This is a genomic window from Pseudomonas citronellolis (assembly GCF_001586155.1).
Classification (GTDB): domain Bacteria; phylum Pseudomonadota; class Gammaproteobacteria; order Pseudomonadales; family Pseudomonadaceae; genus Pseudomonas; species Pseudomonas citronellolis.
Genome location: NZ_CP014158.1, coordinates 6,714,520 through 6,736,026, shown reverse-complemented (window position 1 = coordinate 6,736,026; position 21,507 = coordinate 6,714,520). Strand labels below are relative to the sequence as shown.

Sequence of the window (21,507 nt, the reverse complement as noted above, 5' to 3'; positions counted from 1 at the left end):
CGTTAGAGCCTGGCAGAACAAGAAATAAGATAAGGAGGACCCCACCCTTGGACGTTGGCGCTCGCCTGCAAGCCATCCGTAAACTCAAAGGGCTGTCCCAGCGTGAACTCGCCAAGCGCGCGGGCGTCACCAACAGCACCATCTCGATGATCGAGAAGAACAGCGTGAGTCCGTCGATCAGCTCCCTGAAGAAGGTGCTGGGCGGCATTCCCATGTCCCTGGTGGAATTCTTCTCCCTGGACATCGAGCAGGACAGCAACACCCAGGTGGTCTACAAGGCGGACGAGCTCAGCGACCTGTCCGACGGCGACATCATCATGAAGCTGATCGGCAAGGCCTATCCCAGCCGCGCCATCACGCTGCTCGACGAGACCTACCCGCCAGGCGCCGACACCGGCGACGACATGTACTCCCACGAAGGCGAGGAGACCGGCGTGCTGGTCGAAGGCCGCCTGGAGCTGACCGTCGGCGACGAGGTGTACGTCCTCGAAAGCGGCGACAGCTACTATTTCGACAGCACCCGCCCGCATCGCTTCCGCAACCCCTTCGATGCGCCGGCGAGGCTCATAAGCGCGACCACTCCGGCAAATTTTTAGAGGCGGCTGAGCCGCCTGCGACCGTATGACGCAAGGCCCTCGCGGGCCCTGCAATTGTTTCAGACGCGCGCTCTTCCGTTATACTTGCGGCCGCCCGCGCTACCTAGACTGCGATGGAAACCGTGCCCGGGCGTACAAGCCACGATGAGGGTAAAAGGGTGAACCTGATAAAGAAAATCCTGGTGGCCCAGGCCGCCGTATTGGCCCTGATGGCCGCTGGCGCCCAAGCCACGACCAATGACGACATCGCCAAGCGCCTGGAACCGGTGGGCAAGGTCTGCGTCCAGGGCAAGGAGTGCGAAGGCGTCGGCGCTGTCGCTTCCGCCGGAGGTGGCGGTGCGCCGCGTTCGGGCGAAGAGATCGTCGGCAAGGTCTGCACCACCTGCCACGGCACCGGCCTGCTGGGTGCGCCCAAGGTCGGCGACAAGGGCGAGTGGGGCAAGCGCGCCAAGGAGCAGGGCGGCCTCGATGGCCTGCTGGCCAAGGCCATTTCCGGCATCAACGCCATGCCGCCGAAAGGCACCTGCGCCGACTGCTCGGACGACGAGCTGAAGGCGGCCATCAAGCACATGTCCGGCCTCTGAGCCACGGGCTGGCAGGAAAAGCCGATTACGGGCCGATGCTGTCCGCTCAAGAAAGAATGCCGTTTCTCTGGTTGGGGAAACGGCATTTTTCATAGGGGGGGGCTGGGGCTTGGCTTGCAGAGTGGGGCCTTGGCTCCGCGCGTCGATCCCCACCCCTCATGCTCGCGAACAGACTCCGCTGCGGGGCTCATTCGCGAGCAAGCTCGCTCCTACGCCACCCCACCCACGCCATTCCCCTGTAGGAGCGCGCCCTGCGCGCGAATCGCGGGCAGGGCCAGCTACGGTTCCAGGAAGCACGGCTTTTCGTAGGATGGCGTTGAGCGCAGCGATACCCATCAGCGCAACCGCATGGGTTTCGCAAGCTCAACCCATCCTACGAAGAGCACCTCGACGCAGACAGTTGCTCCTACGGTGACAGGAAGCGCGGGCGGAGCGGACTTTGTCCGCGATTGGATTTACCGGCCATGCCGGACGCCCCGGTGGCGCGAACGGCCCCCTCCGCTGAACCACCGCGCCACTTGAATGAAAAGACGCCGGAGCCTCCCCGCCGGTTTTCGGTCCAAACTTGGACAGGCAACCACGGAGGATCGCACCTTGGCGCACCGCTGCACCCTCGACGAAGCCGTCGATCACCTGCTGGCCGGGCTCGATGGCCCGATCCGCCTGGGCCTGCCGTTGGGCCTGGGTAAGCCCAATCACCTGGTCAACCTTCTCTACCGGCGCCTGGGCGAGCAGCCGGCGCGCCAGTTGACGCTCTACACGGCGCTGTCGCTGGGCCGGCCCCAGGCCGGCAGCGAGTTGCAGCGGCGCTTTCTCGAACCCTTCGTCGAACGTCTGTACGGCGACTACCCGGAACTCGACTACCTGCGCGACCTGCGCCAGGGCAGCCTGCCGCCGAACGTGCGCGTCGAGGAGTTCTACCTGCAGCCGGGCAGCCTGCTGGACAGCGCGCCGGCGCAGCAGAACTACATCAGCTGCAACTACAGCCACGTCGCCCGCGACCTCGACGCCAAGGGCATCAACGCCGTGGCCCAACTGGTCGCCCGCGACCCGGCGCGGCCCGGCAGGCTGAGCCTGGCGTGCAACCCGGACATCACCCTCGACCTGCTGCCCATGCTGCGCCGCCGCCGCGCGGCCGGCGAGCGCATCCTCTGCATCGGCGTGGTGCACCGCAACCTGCCGTACATGCCGGGCGACGCCGAAGTCGACGAAGATATCTTCGACCTGCTGGTGGAACAGCCGGCGGATACCAGCACGCTGTTCTCCACGCCCTACATGCCGGTGGGCTGGCAGGACCACTGCATCGGCCTGCACGCCAGCGCTTTGGTGCGCGACGGCGGCACCCTGCAGGTTGGCATCGGCGCCATGGGCGATGCGGTGACCTCGGCGCTGTTGCTGCGCCAGCGTGACAACACCGCGTACCGCGTGCTGCTCGCCGAACTGGAGATCGCCGAGCGCCATGCCGGGCTGATCGACCGCGAAGGCGGCTTGGGCGCCTTCACTCAGGGCCTCTACGGTTGCAGCGAGATGTTCGTGCCGGGCCTGCTGGACCTGGCCGAGGCTGGCGTGCTCAAGCGGCAGGTTTATCCACGGGCGCAGCAGCACCGAGCGGACGCCGACGGCGTCTGGCTGCACGCTGGCTTCTTCCTCGGCCCGCAGGCCTTCTACCAGCGCCTGCGCGAGCTGCCGGCCGAGCGCCTGGCCGGCATCGCCATGACCGGCATCGGCTTCGTCAACAACCTCTACCGCGACGAGGAGCTCAAGCGCCTGCAGCGCCGCGACGCGCGCTTCATCAACAGCGCCTTCACCGTGACCCTGCTCGGCGCCGGGGTGGCCGACCAACTGGAGGACGGCCGCGTGGTCAGCGGCGTCGGCGGCCAGTACAACTTCGTCGCCCAGGCCCACGAGCTGCACGGCGGGCGCTCCATCCTGCTGCTGCGCAGCTGGCGCGAGAGCGGCGGCGAGGTCAGCTCGAACATCGTCTGGAACTACGGCCACACCACCATCCCGCGGCACCTGCGCGACATGGTGGTGACCGAGTACGGCATCGCCGACCTGCGCGGGAAGAACGATGCCGAGGTGATCGAAGCGCTGCTGGCCATCGCCGACTCACGCTTCCAGGACGGCCTCATCGCCGAGGCCAAGGCGGCGGGCAAGCTGCCGGCGGATTTCGAGCTGGACCGGCGCCACCGCGACAACCTTCCCGAACGCCTGCAGACGCTGTGCGCACAACACCGCGAGGCCTTGCCGGAATACCCGCTGGGTTGCGATTTCACCCCGGAAGAGCGCGACCTGCTGCGGGCGCTGACCTGGCTGAAAAGCAAGCTCCGGCTCAGCGAGATTCTCGAACTGGGCAAGGCCACCCTGGACGCGCCGGAACCGGAGGCCTTCCCGGCGCACCTGCAGCGCATGGGCCTGGAGCAGCCGGACGGCCTGCGCGAAGAGCTCTACCAGCGCTTGATCCTCGCCGGCCTGCACGCCACCCGGGACGGCTTTATGTAGGCGCGAACGAAGGGCATGAAAAAGGCGGGAACCCTTGCCGGGCGCCCGCCTTTTTCACAGCGCAGCCGGATCAGTCGAGGAACTCGACCTCGCCGCCGGCCAGGGACTTCACCCGGGCCAGGGATTCGACGCGGTAGCCTTCGCTTTCCAGCAGCTTGCGGCCGTCCTGGAAGGACTTCTCGATGACGATGCCCAGGCCGGCGATGCTCGCCCCGGCCTGCTGGATCAGATCGATCAGCGCCTTGGCGGCGTGGCCGTTGGCGAGGAAGTCGTCGATCACCAGCACGTGGTCGGCGGCGGTCAGGTGCCGCGCGGAGATGGCGATGGTGCTCTCGGTCTGCTTGGTGAAGGAGAACACCTTGGAGATCAGCAGGTCGTTCTTCAGCGTCAGCGACTGGAACTTGCGGGCGAAAATCACCGGGATGCCCAGCTCCAGGCCGGCCATGACCGCCGGGGCGATGCCCGAGGCCTCGATGGTGACGATCTTGGTGATGCCCTGGCCCTTGAAGCGTTCGGCGAACTCGTGGCCGATCTGCTTCATCAGCAGCGGGTCGATCTGGTGGTTGAGGAAGGCGTCTACCTTGAGGACCTGGTCGGAGAGGACGACGCCTTCGCTGCGGATTTTGTCTTTGAGGGTGTTCAATTGAGGGCTTCCTGGCGGAGCTGAGGCCGCTGATGAAGCGCGCAATTCTACCTCGTAAGCGCCGGCCTGCGCGACCTTCCGACAAAAGAAGAAGCTGATCGGATGGACAGCTTCCGCTGGCCGTCGCCGTGGCATTCCATTGTAGGAGCGCGCCCTGCGCGCGAATCGCGGGCAGGGCCCGCTCCTACAGGTTGGTGGCGCATTTCCCGTCCGTGCCAGCATCGTAGGATGGGTTGAGCGAAGCGATACCCATCGCCACGACCGCATGGGTTTCGCAAGCTCAACCCATCCTACGAAGAGCGCGTCGGCGCGCAGGCTCAGCGCTTGAGCAGCGCGCGGATGTCCGCCAGGGCCGCGTTGCCCTTGGCCGCCTTGACCTCCACCGGGGCGTCTTCCTGGCCTTCCCAGACCAGGTCTTCCGGCGGCAGTTCGTCGAGGAAGCGGCTCGGCGAGCAGTCGATGATCTCGCCGTACTGCTTGCGCTTGGCGGCGAAGGTCATGGCCAGGTTCTTCTTCGCCCGGGTTATGCCGACGTAGGCCAGGCGCCGCTCTTCCTCGATGCTGTCGGCCTCGATGCTGGAGCGGTGCGGGAGGATTTCCTCCTCCACGCCGAGAATGAACACGTAGGGGAATTCCAGGCCCTTGGAGGCGTGCAGGGTCATCATCTGCACGCCGTCGGCGCCTTCCTCTTCCTCCTGCTGGCGTTCGAGCATGTCGCGCAGCACCAGCTTGGCGATGGCCTGCTCGATGGTCATGTCGCCGTCCTCGTCGCGCTCCAGGGTGTTCTTCAGCGCCTCGATGAGGAACCAGACGTTGCCCATGCGGAAGTCGGCGACCTTGTCGCTTGAAGCGTTCTGCCGCAGCCAGTTCTCGTAGTCGATGTCCATCACCATGCTGCGCAGCGCGCCGATCGGGTCTGAGCCCGCGCACTGCTCGCGGACCTTGTCGATGAAGCGCTTGAAGCGCTGCAGGCGCTCGACGAAGCGTGCGTCCAGGTGCTCGGCCAGGCCCAGCTCGCCGCTGGCGGCGAACATCGAGCAGCCGCGCTCGGTGGCGTAGTTGCCGAGCTTCTCCAGGGTCGCCGAGCCGATCTCGCGGCGCGGCACGTTGATCACCCGCAGGAAGGCGTTGTCGTCGTCCGGGTTCACCAGCAGGCGGAAGTAGGACATCAGGTCCTTCACTTCCTGGCGGGCGAAGAAACTGGTGCCGCCGGACAGGCGATAGGGAATCTGGTGGTGCTGCAGCTTCAGCTCGATCAGCTTGGCCTGGTAGTTGCCGCGGTAGAGGATGGCGAATTCGCTGTAGGGCCGCTGGGTCTTCAGGTGGATGGTGAGGATTTCCATGGCCACCCGCTCGGCCTCGGCTTCCTCGTTGCGGCAGCGGATCACCCGGATCGGGTCGCCTTCGCCCATCTCGCTCCACAGCTGCTTCTCGAACACGTGGGGGTTGTTGGCGATGAGCACGTTGGCGCACTTGAGGATGCGGCTGGTGGAGCGGTAGTTCTGCTCCAGCATCACCACCTTCAGCGAGGGGAAGTCGTCCTTGAGCTGCATCAGGTTTTCCGGGCGCGCGCCGCGCCAGGCGTAGATCGACTGGTCGTCGTCGCCCACCACGGTGAAGTGCGCGCGCTGCTGCACCAGCAGCTTCACCAGCAGGTACTGGCTGGCGTTGGTGTCCTGGTACTCGTCCACCAGCATGTAGCGCACGCGGTTGCGCCACTTCTCGAGGATGTCCGGGTTGTCCTGGAACAGCTTCACCGGCTGCAGGATCAGGTCGTCGAAGTCCACCGCGTTGTACGCGCGCAGGGTGCGCTGGTAGTGCAGGTAGACCATGGCGGCGGTCTGTTCCTTGGGGTTGCGCGCCTTGGCCAGGGCCTCCTCGGGCAGGACCAGGTCGTTCTTCCAGCCGCCGATCAGGTTCTTGATCTCGTCCAGGCCGTCGTCGCCGGAATACTCCTTCTGCATGATGTCCGTCATCAGCGCCTTCACGTCGCTCTCGTCGAAGATCGAGAAGCCGGGCTTGTAGCCCAGGGCGGCGTATTCCTTGCGGATGATGTTCAGGCCCAGGTTGTGGAAGGTGGAGACGGTCAGGCCCTTGCCTTCGCCGGGGCGCAGCAGGGTGCTGACGCGCTCCTTCATCTCGCGCGCGGCCTTGTTGGTGAAGGTGACGGCGACGATGTACTGGGCGCGGATGCCGCACTGCTGCACCAGGTAGGCGATCTTGCGGGTGATCACGCTGGTCTTGCCGGAGCCGGCGCCGGCCAGCACCAGCAGGGGGCCGCCGACGTAGTTCACGGCCTCTTGCTGCCGGGGGTTGAGTCGGGACATGGTTCGGGAAGGGTATCGATGGCGAAGCGGGCGGCCATTCTACCAGCCCCGCCCGGGGCTGCGGAAAAACGGCGATCTGTGACGCCGTCGCGCTTCGCCGTTTTGGATAAATTCATACTTGTATTAGGCTTGTGGCTGCATTAGTTGAAGAAAACTCTGAAGAGTTTCTTGGTTCCGCGCCGACAGACGGCCTCGTCCGGGCGCTGGAACGCCAATCCGGATGGCCGGGGCATGGGATGGCGCCCGGGGCATTCCTTTTCTTTTCATGGGGGTCGCTTGGCTGCGTCGGTCGAGTCCACGCGCCTGCTCCTGCTGGCTGAAACGCCGCAGTGGGCCCAGCTGCTGCGCGAGCATCTCGCCGCGCTGGGCAACGCCTATTCGCTGATCACCGCGCCTTCCTGGGAGTCCGCCCGCAGCCTGTTCGACGAGGACGAGGTCGGCCTGGTGCTGGCCACCCCCGGCAAGCTGCCCTCGCGGGACAACTGCCGGCTGCCGATCATCCTGCTGCTGGAGCGCGAGCCCGCGCAGACGCCCGCCGGCGTGGCCGACTGGCTGACGCCGCAACTGAGCAGCGAGGTGCTGCGCCGTTCCCTGCGCTACGCCCGCGAGCGCAGCGGCCTGGAGGCCACTTTGCAGCGCCTGGCCGAGCAGGACCCGCTGACCGGCATCGCCAACCGCCAGGGCTTCCAGACTTTGCTAGCCGCCCAGCTGGATGAGTTCCAGGGCCGCGGCCTGGCCCTCGGCCACCTCGACCTGGACAACTTCCGCCACGTCAACGACGCCCTCGGCCACCAGGCCGGCGACCGCCTGATCCTGCAGGTGGTGGCGCGTCTGCGCTCGCACCTGGAGCACGGCGACCGCCTGGCGCGCCTGGGCAGCGACGAGTTCGCCCTGCTGCTGGACACCCGCCGCGACCCACGGCGCGCCGAGCGCCTGGCCGAGCGCATCGTCGAAGTACTCGGCGAACCCTACTGGGTGGAAGGCGAGAGCCTGCTGCTAGGCTGCAGCCTGGGCCTGGCCCATGCCCGTTCCGGCGACAGCGCCGACGCCCTGATGTGGCACGCGCACATCGCCATGCAGCAGGCCAAGATGCGCCAGGGCTGCACCTTCCATCTCTTCGACGAGCGCATCAACCGCGGCGCGCGCAGCCTGGCCGAACTGGAAAGCGAACTGCGCCGGGCCCTGCGCCGCGACGAACTGGAACTGCACTACCAGCCGCGCCTGGACCTGGAGAGCGACACCATCGTCGGCCTCGAGGCCCTGGTGCGCTGGCGCCACCCCAGCCGCGGGCTGCTCACCCCGGGGGACTTCGTGCCCCTGGCCGAGGAGAGCGGGTTGATCGTGCCGCTGGGCTACTGGGTGATCGCCCGCGCCCTGCGCGACATGCAGTGGTTGCTCGGGCGCGGCCTGCCGCCGCTGCACATGGCCATCAACCTGTCGTTCCGCCAGTTCCAGGACAGCCAACTGCTGCCCACGCTGCAACGGCTGATCGCCGAGCGCGGCGTGGATGCGCGCTGGCTGGAATTCGAACTCACCGAAACCGCCGTGATGCGCCGCAGCGAGCAGGTCCTGCAGACCATGCAGACGCTGGGGCAACTGGGCGTGCGCTTCTCCCTGGACGACTTCGGCACCGGCTTCTCCTCCTTCGTCCACCTCAACAGCCTGCCGATCACCCTGCTGAAGATCGACAAGAGCTTCGTCGGCGGCATGTCCGAGCGCGCGGAGAACCGCCAGCTGGTGCGGGCCATGATCAACCTGGCGCACAACCTCAACCTGGAGGTGGTCGCCGAGGGCGTGGAAAGCGCCGACCAGCGCCAGCTGCTGCGCCAGTTCGGCTGCGACCAGGTGCAGGGCTACTGGATCAGCCGCCCGCTGCCGTTGCCCGAACTGGCGCGCTTCCTGGTGTTCGGCGCCGGACGCGCGCTCAGGCAGCAGGACCCGGTCGGCAACTGAAACCCGGTTCCGCCATCGGCTGCAGCAGCCGCGCGGTGCGCGCCTCGAAGGCCAGGCACAGGCCCAGCGCGGTGCACGCCAGCCCCGCCGCCAATCCCCACCAGACGCCGTGCGGGCCCCAGCCGAAGGGGAAGGCCAGCAGCCAGGCCAGCGGCACACCCGCCAGCCAGTAGCCGGCCAGGCCCACCAGGAAGGTGGTGCGGGCATCCTTGAGGCCGCGGATGGCGCCCATGGCGATGCTCTGCAGGCCGTCGAACAGCTCGAACCAGGCGGCGATCGCCAGCAGGCTCACGGCCAGTTGCACCACCGCCTGGTTGGCCGGTTGCTCGAGGTCCAGGAACAGGCCGATGACCTGGCGCGGCGCCAGCCAGAACAGCAGGGCGAAGGCGAACATGCACAGCGCGCCGAAGCCGATGCCCACCCGCCCGGCGCGGCGCGCCTCGTGCAAGCGGCCGGCGCCGTAGTACTGGCCGATGCGGAAGGTCACCGCGTAGGAAATCCCCACCGGCACCATGAAGGCCAGGTACACCGACTGGATGGCGATCTGGTGCGCGGCCAGCGCCGTGGTGCCGATGGCGCCCATGCACAGGGTGGCCACGGCGAACATGCCCGACTCCACCGCGTAGGTGCCGCCGATCGGCAGGCCCAGGCGCAGCGTCTCGGCGATCTGTCCGCGCTGCGGCCGGCCCAGGCCGCGCAGCAGCGGGTAGGCGACATAGGCCGGGTGCCAGCGCAGGTACAGCGCGAGGATCAGCGGCAGCAGGTTCATGACGATGGCGGTGACCAGGCCGATGCCGGCCAGGCCCAGGCGCGGCAGGCCGAACCAGCCGTCGAGGAAGGCGTAGTTCAGGCCCAGGTTGGCCAGCGCGCCGAGGGCGCTGATGGCCATCACCGGGCCGGGCCGCTCGATGGCGCTGGTGAAGCCGCGCAGCACCATGAAGGCCAGGTAGCCGGGCAGGGCGAAGAGAATGCTGTGCAGAAAACTCATGGTGCCGTGCACCGTCGCCGGCGCCTGGCCGAGGATCAGCAGCAGTGCCTCCAGGTTCCACAGCAGGGCGCCGGCGAGCAGCGCCAGGCCCAGGCCGACCCACAGCCCCGCCTGGGTGGCGGCAGCTGTGCCGGCGCGGTCGCGCGCGCCATGCCGGATCGCCACCAGGTTGCCGGTGGCCGCCACCACGCCGCTGCACACGGTGGAGACGAACGCGTAGGTGGAGGCGCCCAGGCCCCCGGCGGCCAGGGCGTCGGGGCCGAGCTTGCCCATCATCAGGGTGTCGGTGAAGACCATGGCGACATAGGCCAGCTGGGCGGCGATCAGCGGCCCGGCGAGGCGCAGGATGGCCTGCAGTTCGGTGCGGTAGGGGGTGGGCATGGCATGCGTCTGGTTTGGGCGGCGCCTGGCGCCTCCCGGATTCATCGAGTCGTCCATTCTGGTGCGGCACAGGGCCTTCCCACAAAAGGAAAAAAGCGATGCAATGCATGAGTCAGACTCATGCCTTAAGGCCCGTCATGTCCCGCCGCCTGCCCCCGCTCTATGCCCTGCGCGCCTTCGAGGCGGCCGCCCGGCACGCCTCCTTCACCCGCGCCGCCGAGGAACTGGCCATCACCCAGAGCGCGGTAAGCCGCCACGTGCGCACCCTGGAGGAGCACTTCGACTGCCAGCTGTTCCAGCGCCAGGGCCGCCAGCTGCGCCTGACCGAGCCGGCGCGCCTGCTGCTGCCGGGCCTGCGCGATGGCTTCGACGCCCTGGAGCGCGCCTGCGCCAGCCTGCACAGCGACGAGGACGTGCTGCGCCTGAAGGCGCCCTCGACCCTGACCATGCGCTGGCTGCTGCCGCGCCTGAGCGTGTTCCGCATGGCCAACAGCGATATCGAGGTGCAGCTGACCAGCGCCTGGATGGACGTCGACGAGGTGGACTTCGCCCGCGAGCCCTTCGACTGCGCGGTGCTGCTCAGCGCCGGGCGCTTCCCGGCGGAATGGGAGAGCTGCCTGCTGTTCCCCGAGTGGCTGATCCCGGTCGGCGCCCCGCAACCGCTCGACGACGGCCCCTGGGACGTCGAGCGGCTGGCCGCCGCGGAGCTGCTGCACCCCACGCCGGACCGCCGCGACTGGCGGCGCTGGCTGCAGCGCGTGGGCCTGGAGGAGCAGGTGTCGCTCAAGGGCGGCCAGGTGTTCGACACCCTGGAGCTGGGCATAGTCGCGGCCACCCGTGGCTACGGCCTGTCCATCGGCGACCTGGTGATGGTCGCCGAGGACGCCGCCGCCGGCCGCCTGGCCCTGCCCTGGCCCAGCGCGGTAGCCAGCGGCGAGAGCTACTACCTGGTCTGGCCCAAGGCGCGGCGGCAGCAGGAGCGCCTACGTCGTCTGAGGGATTTTCTTCTGGCTGAAGTCAGCGCAATGCGACTGCCGCAGGTTGAAATTCTGGAGTAGGTTGTAGGGCGTTTCCGCGGCCCCTGCGACTGGAGCGCGCATGCGACGCCCGACCGTCTGTCTGGCCCTTTGCCCCCTTGCTACGGTCGTGGCGGAGGGGAAACGCCCGGCCATCAACGATGGGCCAAAGCCCGTGTCGCCGCGCCTTCCCCGCCATTCGCAACCGGGGGAACATTCGATGAAAACCTATGGACTACTGTTCGGCATCCTGCTGCTCGGCGGCCTGGCCAACGACGCCGTGGCCGCCACCGAGCTCAAGCACTGGCCGGAGCCCGCGGCGAAGCAGCTCGACGCGCTGATCGCGGCCAACGCCAACAAGGGCGCCTACGCCGTCTTCGACATGGACAACACCAGCTACCGCTACGACGTCGCCGAGGCGTTGCTGCCGTACCTGGAGAACGAGGGCGTGCTGACCCGCGACAAGCTCGACCCTTCGCTGAAGCTGATCCCCTTCAAGGACCTCAAGGGCAAGAAGGAGAGCCTCAACAGCTACTACACGCGGCTCTGCGAATTCGACCACCGCGTCTGCTACCCCTGGGCCGCACAGGCGCTTTCCGGCCTGACCCTGCGCGAACTCAAGGGCCACCTCGACGCCATGATGGCGAGCGGCAAGCCGGTCAAGAGCGACTACTACGACGGCGACACCCTGCGCACCGTCGAGGTGCAGCCGCCGCAGCTGTTCACCGGCCAGCAGGAACTGTTCAAGCGGATGATGGAGAACGGCATCGAAGTGTACATCCTCACCGCCTCCCACGAGGAACTGGTGCGCATGGTCGCCAGCGATCCGAAGTACGGCTACAACGTCAAGCCGGAGAACGTCATCGGCGTCAGCACCCTGCTCAAGGACCGCAAGACCGGCGCGGTGACCACCGCACGCCGGCAGATCACCGAAGGCAAGTACGATCCCGAGGCCAACCTGGACCTGGAATTCACCCCCTACCTGTGGACCCCGGGCACCTGGATGGCCGGCAAGACGGCGGCCATCCAGACCTACATCGACCCGTGGAAGAAACCCATCCTGGTCGGCGGCGACTCGCCTAGCAATGACGGCCACATGCTGTTCCACAGCACGGCGGACGACGGCATGCGCCTGTGGGTGAACCGCAAGGCCAAGTACATGGACCAGCTCGAAGGCATGATCAAGAAGAACGCCGAGGCCCAGGCCAAGCTGGGGCAGCCGGTGCGCGCCGACAAGAACTGGCTGGTGGTCACGCCCGAGGAGATTCTCTGAGCCAGCGGCGGGCGGCGCCCCCTGCGCTGCCCGCCGCTTCCAGGCAGGCCCTGTCGCTCCTGGCCAAGTCCTGGCGCGCATGCAACGCCCGAGGTCGCGTTCACCGCAGGACTGCAACACGGCTTTGCTAGGGTGAATGCTGGACTAGTCCAGGGAACGGCCCGCGCCGGGTCTTTCCACCCACAAGACCACCTCGGGGGAAACCAGATGAAACCCATGCGCACCCTGTTCGCCGCGCTGCTGCTCGGCGGCCTGGCCAGCACCGCTTTCGCCGCCACCGAACTCAAGCACTGGCCGGAGCCGGCCGCCAGGCAGCTGGACGCCCTGATCGCGGCCAACGCCAACAAGGGCGCCTTCGCCGTCTTCGACATGGACAACACCAGCTACCGCTACGACCTGGAAGAGTCGCTGCTGCCCTTCCTGGAAATGAAAGGCGTGCTGACCCGCGAGAAGCTGGACCCTTCGCTGAAGCTGATCCCCTTCAAGGACGTGGGCGGCCACAAGGAAAGCCTGAACAGCTACTACTACCGCCTCTGCGAGGTCGACGACCTGGTCTGCTACCCCTGGGTCGCCCAGGTGTTCTCCGGCTTCACCCTCAAGGAACTCAAGGGCTACGTCGACGAACTGATGGCCTACGGCAAGCCGATCCCCAGCACCTACTACGAGGGCGATGCGGTGAAGACCATCGAGATCAACCCGCCGAAGGTCTTCACCGGCCAGCAGGAGCTGTACAACAAGCTGATGGAGAACGGCATCGAGGTCTACGTGATGACCGCCGCCCATGAGGAACTGGTGCGCATGGTCGCCAGCGATCCGAAGTACGGCTACAACGTGAAGCCGCAGAACGTCATCGGCGTCACCACCCTGCTCAAGGACCGCAAGACCGGCGCGCTGACCACCGCGCGCAAGCAGATCGGCGAGGGCAAATACGATCCCAAGGCCAATATGGACCTGGAGATCACCCCCTACCTGTGGACCCCGGCGACCTGGATGGCCGGCAAGCAGGCCGCCATCCTCACCTACATCGACCAGTGGAAGCGCCCCATCCTGGTCGGTGGCGACACCCCCAGCAGCGACGGCTACATGCTGTTCAACGGCACCGCCGAGAACGGCGTCCACCTGTGGATAAACCGCAAGGCCAAGTACATGGACCAGCTCGACGGCATGATCAAGAAGAACGCCGAGGCCCAGGCCAAGCTGGGGCAGCCGGTCACCGCGGACAAAAACTGGGTGATAGTGACGCCGGAGCAGATCCAGTAGCGCGGGGTCGGCCGGCCCCGGCTCAGCGCCGGGGCTCGGCCAACTGCTGCAGGCCGTGCTCCAGGCTGGCGGCGGACAGCTCGCCCATGTGGCTGTGGCGCAGGCGGCCGTCGGCAGCGTAGAAGAAGGTGGTCGGCATGCCGTAGGCGCCGGTGGCCTGGCCGAGTTGGTTGCCGAGGTCGAGCAGGACTTCCCTGGGCTTCAGGTTCTGGCTGGCGAGGAAGCTGGCGATGGCTTCGGCCGGTTCGCCCTGGTTGACCAGCACGAAGCGCACGTCCGGGCGCGCCTGCTGGGCGGCTTCCAGTACCGGCATCTCGCGCCGGCAGGGCGGGCACCAGGTGGCCCAGAGGTTGACCACCAGCGGGCGGCCGTCCAGTTGGCCGAGGCTCACCGGGCGGCCTTGCAGGTCGCTCAGCGCCAGGGCCGGCAGTTGCTGGCCGCGGTCCAGGGCGGAGACCACCGCCTTGCCGCCACCCCAGACGCAGATACCAGCCGCCAGGGCGATGGCCAGCGGCCGGCGCAGGCTGTCGCGGCGCCAGGCCAGCCAGGCGCCGAGCAGGGCCGCAGCGAGGGCGCCCGGCCAGGCGAGGAAGCCGCCGTCGCGGATGTCCAGCACGCTCCAGGGCGCTGCCGCGTATTGCCCGGCGTAGCGCGCGACGAAGGCCAGGCGCGCCGCCAGCAGGCCGGCCAGGAGCATGGCGAAGAGCGCGCCCTCGGGGTTGCCGCCGCGCCTGCGTCCGGCCAGCCAGCCGCCCAGCAGCGCGGCGAGGAAGCCCAGGTAGAGCAGGGCCTGGGGCATGGGAATGGCGAGCGGGCCGAGGATCAGGCTGGTCATGGTGGTCTCCGGAAGGCAGGCCGCGAGTATCGCAGCCCCGTGCCGGTGGGCGGGAGCTGTGCTGTGGATAAATGTTTCGATTGTGCCTTGTCGCCCGGCACGGTATTTCCCTATAGGAGCGCGCCCTGCGCGCGAATCGCGGGCAGGGCCCGCTCCTACCCCCGCCGGCAAAGCACCCCGTAGGATGGTGTTGAGCGAAGCGATACCCATCACCACGGCAGCATGGGTTTCGCAGGCTCAACCCATCCGTTGAGGCGCACCTTGGTGCTGCCGGCAAGACAGCCACTCCTACGACCGTGCCTCCCCAACACCGTCGCCCAGGCACTATGCCCCTTCACGCCAGGGCGACATCCTCCCCGGCCTCGGCGTGCAGTTCCTCCACCAGCCGCGTGGCGCAGGCGCCGACCTTGCGCACGGCTTCTTCGATGCGCGGCAGGTCGCGGTTTGAGTAGTTCATGCGCAGGCAATTGCGGTACTTGCCGGCGGCCGAGAAGATGCTGCCGGCCGCCACCTGCACGCGCTCGGCCTGCAGTTCGCGGTTCAGCCGCACGCTGTCGAACTGCGGGTGCAGCTCCACCCAGAGCATGAAGCCGCCCTGTGGCCGGGTGGCGCGGGTGCCTTCGGGGAAGTAGCGGGCGATCCAGTCGGTCATCAGGTCGCGGTGGCGCTGGTACTGGGCGCGCATGCGGCGGATGTGCGGCTCGTAGTGGCCGCCGCCGACGAATTCGGCCAGGGCCATCTGCGGCTGCGGCGCGCAGGTGCCGCTGGCGATGTACTTGAGGTGGAGGATGCGGTCCAGGTAGCGCCCCGGCACCACCCAGCCGGTGCGCAGGCCCGGCGCCACGGTCTTGGAGAAGGAGCTGGCCAGCAGCACGCGGTCGTCGCTGTCGAAGGACTTGATGCTGCGCGGCCGCGGGTAGGCATAGGCCAGCTCGCCGTAGACGTCGTCTTCCAGGATGGGTACGTCGTAGCGCTGGGCCAGGCTGAGCAGGGCGCGCTTGCGCGCGTCGGGCATGATGTAGCCCAGCGGGTTGTTGCAGTTGGGGGTGAGCAGGATCAGCTTCACCGGCCATTGCTCCATGGCCAGTTCCAGGGCCTCCAGGCTCACCCCGTTGGTCGGGTCGGTGGGGATTTCCAGGGCCTTCAGGCCTTGGGCCTTGAGCGTCTGCATGGCGCCATGGAAGCTCGGCGAATCGATGGCGACGATGTCGCCCGGCTGGCAGATGGCGCGCAGGGTGATGGCCAGGGCCTCCTGGCAGCCGGTGGTGATGATCGTTTCGCTGGGCGGCACCTGGCAGCCGGAGTCCAGCATCAGCCGGGAAATCTGTTCGCGCAGCGCCAGCGAGCCCTGCAGGCCTTCGTAGCCCAGTGCCTGCAGGTCGGTGCGCCGCGCGGCGTTGGCCATGGCGCGCTGCAGTGGCTTGAGCGAAGGACTGGCGATGTCCGGGGTGCCGCGGCCGAGCTGGACGAAATCGCCGCCGGGGGCGTGGCGCACCTGCTCCAGCACCTGGTCCCACTGCGATACGTCCACCGGCCGTTGCGCCGGCCGGGTCATCGCCGGCATGGCCGGCTGCGGGCGCCGTTCGGGGACGAAGAAGCCGGACTTGGGCCTCGGCTCGACCAGCCCGGCATCCTCCAGCACCCGGTAGGCCTGCTGCACGGTGCTGATGCTGACGCCGTGCTCCTCGCTCAGTGAGCGCACCGAGGGCAGGCGGTCGCCGGGGCGGTACAGCCCCTGCTCGATGCGCTCGCCGAGGGTGGCGGCCAATTGTGCGTAGCGTTTCATGACAGATGCCCCGTGCCGCATCGTGGCGGCAAAGACCAGTACAGATCGGGCAAAAGTACGCCATTCAGTTGGTTTTTTCCGCTGTCTGTATGGAAAAAATTCCATTTCTTTGAATCTGTAATGCAGCCTGTCCTTTCGCCACTCTATCCATAGGCTCGGAGGAGGAGTGACGACATGAACGGCATGACAGACGTGCGCTTGACCTTGTATCAGCGCGAACTGCTCGGCATCGACGACGGCAGCCTGGCTCCGCGCGGCCCGGCGGAAAGCCGCTGGCGCCAGTTCTGGCGGCGGGTGCGCACGCGCAGGCAACTGCTGGAGCTCAGCGACGAGCAGTTGCGTGACATCGGCATTTCCCGCGAGCAGGCGCGCATCGAGGCGCTGCGGCCGTTCTGGCGCTGCTGAGGCTCAGTGCCCGGCGCGGTATTGCAGGGCCTCGGCCAGGTGCGAGCGGGCGATGCGTTCGGCGCCTTCCAGGTCGGCCAGGGTGCGGGCGACCTTGAGGATGCGGTGCAGGGCGCGCAGGGACAGGTCCAGGCGCTCGCCTGCGGTTTCCAGCCAGGCCTGGTCCTGATCGTCCAGTGCACAATTATGGTGCATCGACTTGAGGTCGAGAACGGCGTTCGCGCAACCCTGCCGCGCCAGTTGCCGCTCGCGGGCGCTGGCCACCTGCGCGGCGACCTCGGCGCTGCCCAGGCTGCCACTCTGAGGGACGAGGCGCGTGGTCTCGCGGCCAACGGTCAGGTGCAGGTCGATGCGGTCCAGCAGCGGGCCGGAGAGCTTGGCGCGGTAGCGCTGGATCTGCTCCGGAGTGCAACGGCAGCGGCCGCTGGGGTCGCCCAGGTAGCCGCAGGGGCAGGGGTTCATCGCCGCCACCAGTTGGAAGCGCGCCGGGAAGCGCACCCGGCCGTTGGCCCGGGCGATCACGATTTCTCCCCCTTCCAGGGGCTCGCGAAGCACTTCCAGGACCTTGCGGTCGAACTCCGGCAGCTCGTCGAGGAATAGCACGCCTTCGTGGGCCAGGGTGATCTCCCCGGGTTGCGGCCGGCTGCCGCCGCCTACCAGCGCGGCGGCCGAGGCGCTGTGGTGCGGCTGGCGGAACGGGCGCTGCGGCCAGTGCGTCAGCGGCCCGCGCCCGGACACGGAGTGGATGGCCGCCACCTGCAGCGCCTCGTCTTCGCTCAGCGGCGGCAGCAGCCCCGGCAGGCGGCTGGCCAGCAGCGTCTTGCCGGTGCCCGGCGGGCCGCTCAGCAGCAGGTTGTGCGACCCGGCCGCGGCCACCAGCAGGGCGCGCTTGGCCGCGGCCTGGCCCTGGACCTCGGCGAGGTCGGGGTAGGGTGGGGTTTCCCGCAGCAGGCCGCGGGCCTGGTAGGGCGCCAGGGGCGTCTGGCCGGTCAGGTGCGCGGCCAGCTCCAGCAGGTGGCCCACGGCGTAGACGGTCAGGCCGCTGGCCAGGCTTGCTTCCTCGGCATTCTCCTTCGGCACCACCAGGGCGCGACCGGCGGCGCGCGCCGCCAGGGCGGCCGGTAGCACGCCCTGCACCGGGCGCAGGGCGCCGGACAGGGCCAGTTCACCGAGGCATTCGAGGCCGTCCAGGCTGGCGCCGGCCAACTGGCCGTTGGCGGCGAGCAGGCCCAGGGCGATGGCCAGGTCGAAGCGTCCGCCGTCCTTGGGCAGGTCGGCCGGGGCGAGGTTGAGGGTGATGCGTCGGGCGGGGAATTCGAAGCCGGAGTTGAGGATGGCGCTGCGCACGCGATCCTTGCTTTCCTTGACCGCGGTTTCCGGCAGGCCGACCAGGGTCAGCGACGGCAGGCCGTTGGCCAGGTGCGCCTCGACGGTGACGCCGGGAGCCTCGACGCCGACCTGGGCGCGGCTGTGGACGATGGCCAGGGACATGGATGGGGGCAGCCTCTTCCCTCACAAACCGCCAGTCTAGGAGGTCAGGGAAGCCGGGACCATGCTCGGAGTCGCTGTAATGCTGCCGATGTCCTGTGGGAAGTTTCTTGTTGGCCCGGGTTGGTGAACACGAACGGGAAAAAGGCGGGAGAGGAATCGCTCTCTCCTTTCCCAACCCCTGCGGCCTATTCGGCCTCGGCGGGCGGCGTGAGTCTGGCTTCCAGTTCGGCGACCTTGGCTTCCAGCGCCTCCAGGCGGGCGCGGGTGCGGGCGAGCACCACCATCTGGCTGTCGAACTCGTCGCGGCTGACCAGGTCGAGCTTGCCGAAGGCGCTCTGCAGCAGGACCTTGAACTGCGCCTCCAGCTCGGCGCGGGGCAGCGGCGATTCACCGCCGAAGAGGCGGCTGGCCTGTTGGCCGAGGGCGTCGAGGAAGGCTTTGGGCGGCAGCATGGCGAGGGTTTCCGGTTGGGACTGGGTGGGGAGTCTATCACGCTGCCCGGTGCCGCTGGCGCGGACCGGGCAGCCGCCGCAGGTTCTGCGCGTTAGCGCGGGGGATCGGCCTGGGCCGTGGACAGGTCCGCGAAGACCTTGGCGAACATGGGCGCCAGGAGCCGGCTGCCCGCCGCGTTCAGGTGGTTGTCGTCGGCGTAGTAGGCCTGTCCTTCCCGGCCGCCGTAGCATTGCCCTTCGTCGCACAGGTAGGGAAGCGGATCGAGAATCTGCACGCCGCAGGCTTCGCGGGCGCGGTCCTGCACGCTCCAGACGAAGCCGTTGCGCGCCTCGTAGTCGGCCCGGCTGAGGGTGACTTGCGGCGCCTTCCCCTGGAGCATCTTCCGGCTCATCACATCCGGTACGTCGACGCGCATTTCCGGTATCGGCCGCACCAGGTAGACCGGGCGCTGCCGCGCCAGGGCGCAGGCGTGGTCGATGTAGAGCCGGGCGAACGCCTCGAGCCATTCGCTGCTGGGCTCGTCCACGGGCGAGCTGATGTAGGCCTGCGGCCGGTTCTTGCGGTTCTGGTCGATGCCGTTGTAGCCCAGTGGGTAGACGGAGGTGCGGGTGACGATGATCAGCGGCACCCGGCCGGGCGCGTCGCCGAGTTCGGCCGGCAGTTGCCGGCGCAGGCGATTGCAGGTGTCCTCCGGGTTGTCGCGCGGGTGTTCGCGGATATGCAGCCCGGGAACCGGCAGGCAGGCTGGCGCGGCCCGCAGGTAGATGCCCTGGCCGGCGTCGGGCAGCGCGAGTTGTGCGGCGGTGACCACGGAGGCGGCATGGCTGTCGCCGATGAGCATGGCCTGGATGTCCGGCCCGCCATACACGCAGCCCGCGCCCTTGCTCAGGCACTCCTCGTTGCGCGGCGTGCCCTGCAGGGCCTGTTCGCGCATCGCCAGGATGTCCGCGGGCATCCGTTGCGGGAAGCCTTTCGCCCTGACCACCACCTGCGCCAGGTAGCCGGCGAGGATCATCAGGCCGGCCAGTCCGGCCACGGCGAACGCCCGCCTGCTCGTGCCCAGCCAGCGCCGCGTCGGCTGTTCCACCAGCCGGTAGGAAAGCTCGCCCAGTATCAGCGTCAGCAACAGGGCTGCGGCGATCCACAGGGGCGCTTGCCGGTGGCCGGCATGGAACAGCCAGGCTACCAGCGGCCAGTGCCACAGGTACAGGGAGTAGGAGCGCGTGCCCAGCCACTGGACGGCGCCATGGGTGCACCACGGCGAGGTTTCCCGCCGGGCCGCCAGCACCATGGCGGTTCCCAGTGTCGGCAGCAGCGCCAGTGCGCCGGGCCAGGCGGCGGATTCGTCGAGCAGGAACACCGACGCGCCTATCAGCGCCAGGCCGCCGGCTTCCAGCAGGCGCCGCGCCGTCGCCGGGAGCCCGAGGTTCGAGCAGAGCAGGAAGCACAACCCGCCCAGGAGCATTTCCCAGGCGCGGGCGGGCAGGAGGTAGAAAGCCTTTTGCGGATGGCTGGCAGTCAGCGCGATGCACAGCGCCAGCGAGCAGGAGAACAGCGCCAGGTGCACGCCCACGAGCGTGCCGCGCCGGGGCAACAGCTTCCAGGCGAGGGCGAGGATGAGCGGCAACGCCAGGTAGAACTGCCATTCGACGGACAGCGACCAGGTGTGCAGCAGCCATTTCGCCTGGCTGGCGCTGTCGAAGTAGCCGGCTTCCTTCAGATACAGGTGATTGGACAGGAAGGCCAGGGACTGTCGGGCGTGCCGGCCGAGGGTCTTGTAGTCGTTCGGCGCCAGCAGCAGCCAGCCGATGGCCAGCACGACCGCACAGACCACCAGCAACGCCGGAAGGATACGCCTGGCCCGGGCCCAGTAGAACGCCAGGACGGAGAAGTCGCCACGCTGCAGGCCGGTGACGATGATCCCCGTCATGAGGTAGCCGGAGAGCACGAAGAACACGTCCACGCCGGTGAATCCGCCGGCCAGTCCGCCGATGTCGAAGTGATAGAGGATGACCGCGACCACCGCCAGGGCGCGCAGGCCGTTGATGTCCTGCCTGAAGTGGTTGGTGGGCGTGGGGGTTGCCTGGCCGGGCCAGGCGCGGCGGCTGGGGAGAAGGCTCATCGCTGGTTGTCCGCAAATCGGCGAAAGATAGGTCTTTCGACTCCTGCGGCGACGCCCGCTCGGATACTGAGGAACTTGCCTTCAGGCTTTCGGAAAATCCCTTCGGATAGATGGCCCTGGTCCAGCGCTGGTCGAGCCTCTTCCCTATGGTGCGGCCCGGATGGCCCTGGTCGGCCCCCGCGTTGGCCGGAAAAAGCAGGGCGCTGCACGATTTTTGCGCAGGCATGGCGGCAGTACTGCCCGGTTCTGGTGCGCGACATGGCACCCGGCCATCGCCCGGCGCCCGGTGTTTTTCGCTAAGCGGCTGAATCGCCGGGCTTTTCGCCGAGCTGGCAAGCTTCCTGCTTTGGGGCTGGCATAGCGTGCACCGATGCAGGTCCGGTGCGGCTGGCGGAGCTGACGAGCGCTTCGCGGGAAGCGGCTGGAGGAGTCGGAGTGCTGAGGTAGGGCGGCCGGCGCGTTACAAAGCCAGACACTGCGCTTAGACTTGTCCCCGGGTTCGTTTTCCTGGGGCGAGTCCACCAAAACACGGGAGAGAGTTTCATGAAGCTAGTCACAGCCATCATCAAGCCGTTCAAGCTCGACGACGTGCGCGAGTCGCTGTCCGAGATCGGCGTGCAGGGCATCACTGTGACCGAAGTCAAGGGCTTCGGCCGGCAGAAGGGGCACACCGAGCTGTACCGTGGTGCGGAGTACGTCGTCGACTTCCTGCCCAAGGTGAAGATCGACGTGGCCATCGCCGACGACCAGCTGGACCGCGTCATCGAAGCCATCACCAAGGCCGCCAACACCGGCAAGATCGGCGACGGCAAGATTTTCGTCGTGAATCTGGAACAGGCGATCCGCATCCGTACCGGCGAGACCGGTACCGACGCCATCTAAGCCAACCGAA

The 21,507-nt window shown here is 67.9% G+C and carries 16 protein-coding genes and 1 pseudogene; 9 read left to right on the top strand and 8 right to left on the bottom strand.

The genetic code is table 11. The features are described from left to right. The first annotated feature begins 47 nt into the window (after nt 1-47). The 3 genes from PcP3B5_RS29390 (at nt 48) to PcP3B5_RS29380 (ending at nt 3,682) form a co-directional block, all read left to right on the top strand. Nucleotides 48-596, top strand: a complete 549-nt coding sequence (locus tag PcP3B5_RS29390) for a cupin domain-containing protein (RefSeq protein WP_009614094.1) — start codon at nt 48-50, stop codon at nt 594-596. A gap of 158 nt (nt 597-754) precedes the next feature. Beyond that, nucleotides 755-1,180 carry a c-type cytochrome gene (locus PcP3B5_RS29385; protein WP_009614092.1) on the top strand — a complete coding sequence of 142 codons (426 nt, stop codon included), beginning with the start codon at nt 755-757 and terminating at the stop codon, nt 1,178-1,180. A gap of 663 nt (nt 1,181-1,843) precedes the next feature. Next, the gene (locus PcP3B5_RS29380; protein ID WP_145923999.1) at nt 1,844-3,682 is read left to right on the top strand and encodes an acetyl-CoA hydrolase/transferase C-terminal domain-containing protein; all 1,839 of its coding nucleotides are present in this window, start codon (nt 1,844-1,846) and stop codon (nt 3,680-3,682) included. A 70-nt stretch (nt 3,683-3,752) separates the two neighbouring features. On the opposite strand, the gene PcP3B5_RS29375 is transcribed toward PcP3B5_RS29380, so the two are convergent. Beyond that, a complete protein-coding gene (locus tag PcP3B5_RS29375) occupies nt 3,753-4,325 on the bottom strand; it encodes a xanthine phosphoribosyltransferase (protein WP_009614088.1) in 573 nt (190 codons plus the stop codon). A gap of 317 nt (nt 4,326-4,642) precedes the next feature. After that, nucleotides 4,643-6,652, bottom strand: a complete 2,010-nt coding sequence (gene rep / locus PcP3B5_RS29370) for a DNA helicase Rep (RefSeq protein ID WP_043268147.1) — start codon at nt 6,650-6,652, stop codon at nt 4,643-4,645. A gap of 231 nt (nt 6,653-6,883) precedes the next feature. Here rep and PcP3B5_RS29365 point away from each other — a divergent pair, with 231 nt between their 5' ends. Continuing rightward, on the top strand, nt 6,884-8,605 hold the full coding sequence (locus tag PcP3B5_RS29365) for a putative bifunctional diguanylate cyclase/phosphodiesterase (RefSeq protein WP_009614084.1): 1,722 nt from the start codon (nt 6,884-6,886) through the stop codon (nt 8,603-8,605). Here PcP3B5_RS29365 and PcP3B5_RS29360 read toward each other — a convergent pair. Further along, nucleotides 8,506-9,974, bottom strand: a pseudogene (locus tag PcP3B5_RS29360) (NorM family multidrug efflux MATE transporter). The gene PcP3B5_RS29365 and the pseudogene PcP3B5_RS29360 overlap by 100 nt on opposite strands. A 137-nt stretch (nt 9,975-10,111) precedes the next feature. On the opposite strand from PcP3B5_RS29360, the gene PcP3B5_RS29355 reads away from it, so the two are divergent. From PcP3B5_RS29355 to PcP3B5_RS29345, 3 genes are all read left to right on the top strand, one after another. Next, on the top strand, nt 10,112-11,032 hold the full coding sequence (locus tag PcP3B5_RS29355; protein WP_061563097.1) for a LysR substrate-binding domain-containing protein: 921 nt from the start codon (nt 10,112-10,114) through the stop codon (nt 11,030-11,032). Nucleotides 11,033-11,210: 178 nt separating this feature from the next. Continuing rightward, nucleotides 11,211-12,263, top strand: coding sequence for an HAD family hydrolase (locus tag PcP3B5_RS29350; RefSeq protein ID WP_061563096.1), 1,053 nt, complete (start codon nt 11,211-11,213; stop codon nt 12,261-12,263). A gap of 207 nt (nt 12,264-12,470) precedes the next feature. Continuing rightward, a complete protein-coding gene (locus PcP3B5_RS29345) occupies nt 12,471-13,523 on the top strand; it encodes a hypothetical protein (protein WP_061563095.1) in 1,053 nt (350 codons plus the stop codon). Nucleotides 13,524-13,545: 22 nt separating this feature from the next. Here the strand turns inward: PcP3B5_RS29345 and PcP3B5_RS29340 are convergent, their stop codons facing one another. After that, entirely contained in the window at nt 13,546-14,358 is an 813-nt protein-coding gene (locus PcP3B5_RS29340; protein ID WP_061563094.1) for a TlpA family protein disulfide reductase, read from the bottom strand. 334 nt (nt 14,359-14,692) lie between these two features. Then, nucleotides 14,693-16,144, bottom strand: a complete 1,452-nt coding sequence (locus PcP3B5_RS29335; protein WP_058488048.1) for an aminotransferase-like domain-containing protein — start codon at nt 16,142-16,144, stop codon at nt 14,693-14,695. A gap of 174 nt (nt 16,145-16,318) precedes the next feature. Here PcP3B5_RS29335 and PcP3B5_RS29330 point away from each other — a divergent pair, with 174 nt between their 5' ends. Next, the gene (locus PcP3B5_RS29330) at nt 16,319-16,549 is read left to right on the top strand and encodes a DUF1127 domain-containing protein (protein WP_058488049.1); all 231 of its coding nucleotides are present in this window, start codon (nt 16,319-16,321) and stop codon (nt 16,547-16,549) included. 3 nt (nt 16,550-16,552) lie between these two features. Here PcP3B5_RS29330 and PcP3B5_RS29325 read toward each other — a convergent pair whose 3' ends face one another. From PcP3B5_RS29325 to PcP3B5_RS29315, 3 genes are all read right to left on the bottom strand, one after another. Then, on the bottom strand, nt 16,553-18,040 hold the full coding sequence (locus PcP3B5_RS29325) for a YifB family Mg chelatase-like AAA ATPase (protein WP_061563093.1): 1,488 nt from the start codon (nt 18,038-18,040) through the stop codon (nt 16,553-16,555). A 185-nt stretch (nt 18,041-18,225) separates the two neighbouring features. Beyond that, nucleotides 18,226-18,492, bottom strand: coding sequence for an accessory factor UbiK family protein (locus tag PcP3B5_RS29320; RefSeq protein WP_009614069.1), 267 nt, complete (start codon nt 18,490-18,492; stop codon nt 18,226-18,228). 92 nt (nt 18,493-18,584) lie between these two features. Beyond that, nucleotides 18,585-20,615: an acyltransferase family protein gene (locus PcP3B5_RS29315; protein ID WP_061563092.1), complete on the bottom strand. Its 2,031-nt coding sequence runs from the start codon at nt 20,613-20,615 to the stop codon at nt 18,585-18,587. Nucleotides 20,616-21,158: 543 nt separating this feature from the next. Between PcP3B5_RS29315 and glnK the strand changes: the two genes are divergently transcribed. Then, entirely contained in the window at nt 21,159-21,497 is a 339-nt protein-coding gene (gene glnK, locus PcP3B5_RS29310) for a P-II family nitrogen regulator (RefSeq protein ID WP_003457590.1), read from the top strand. The last annotated feature ends 10 nt before the right edge of the window (nt 21,498-21,507 follow it).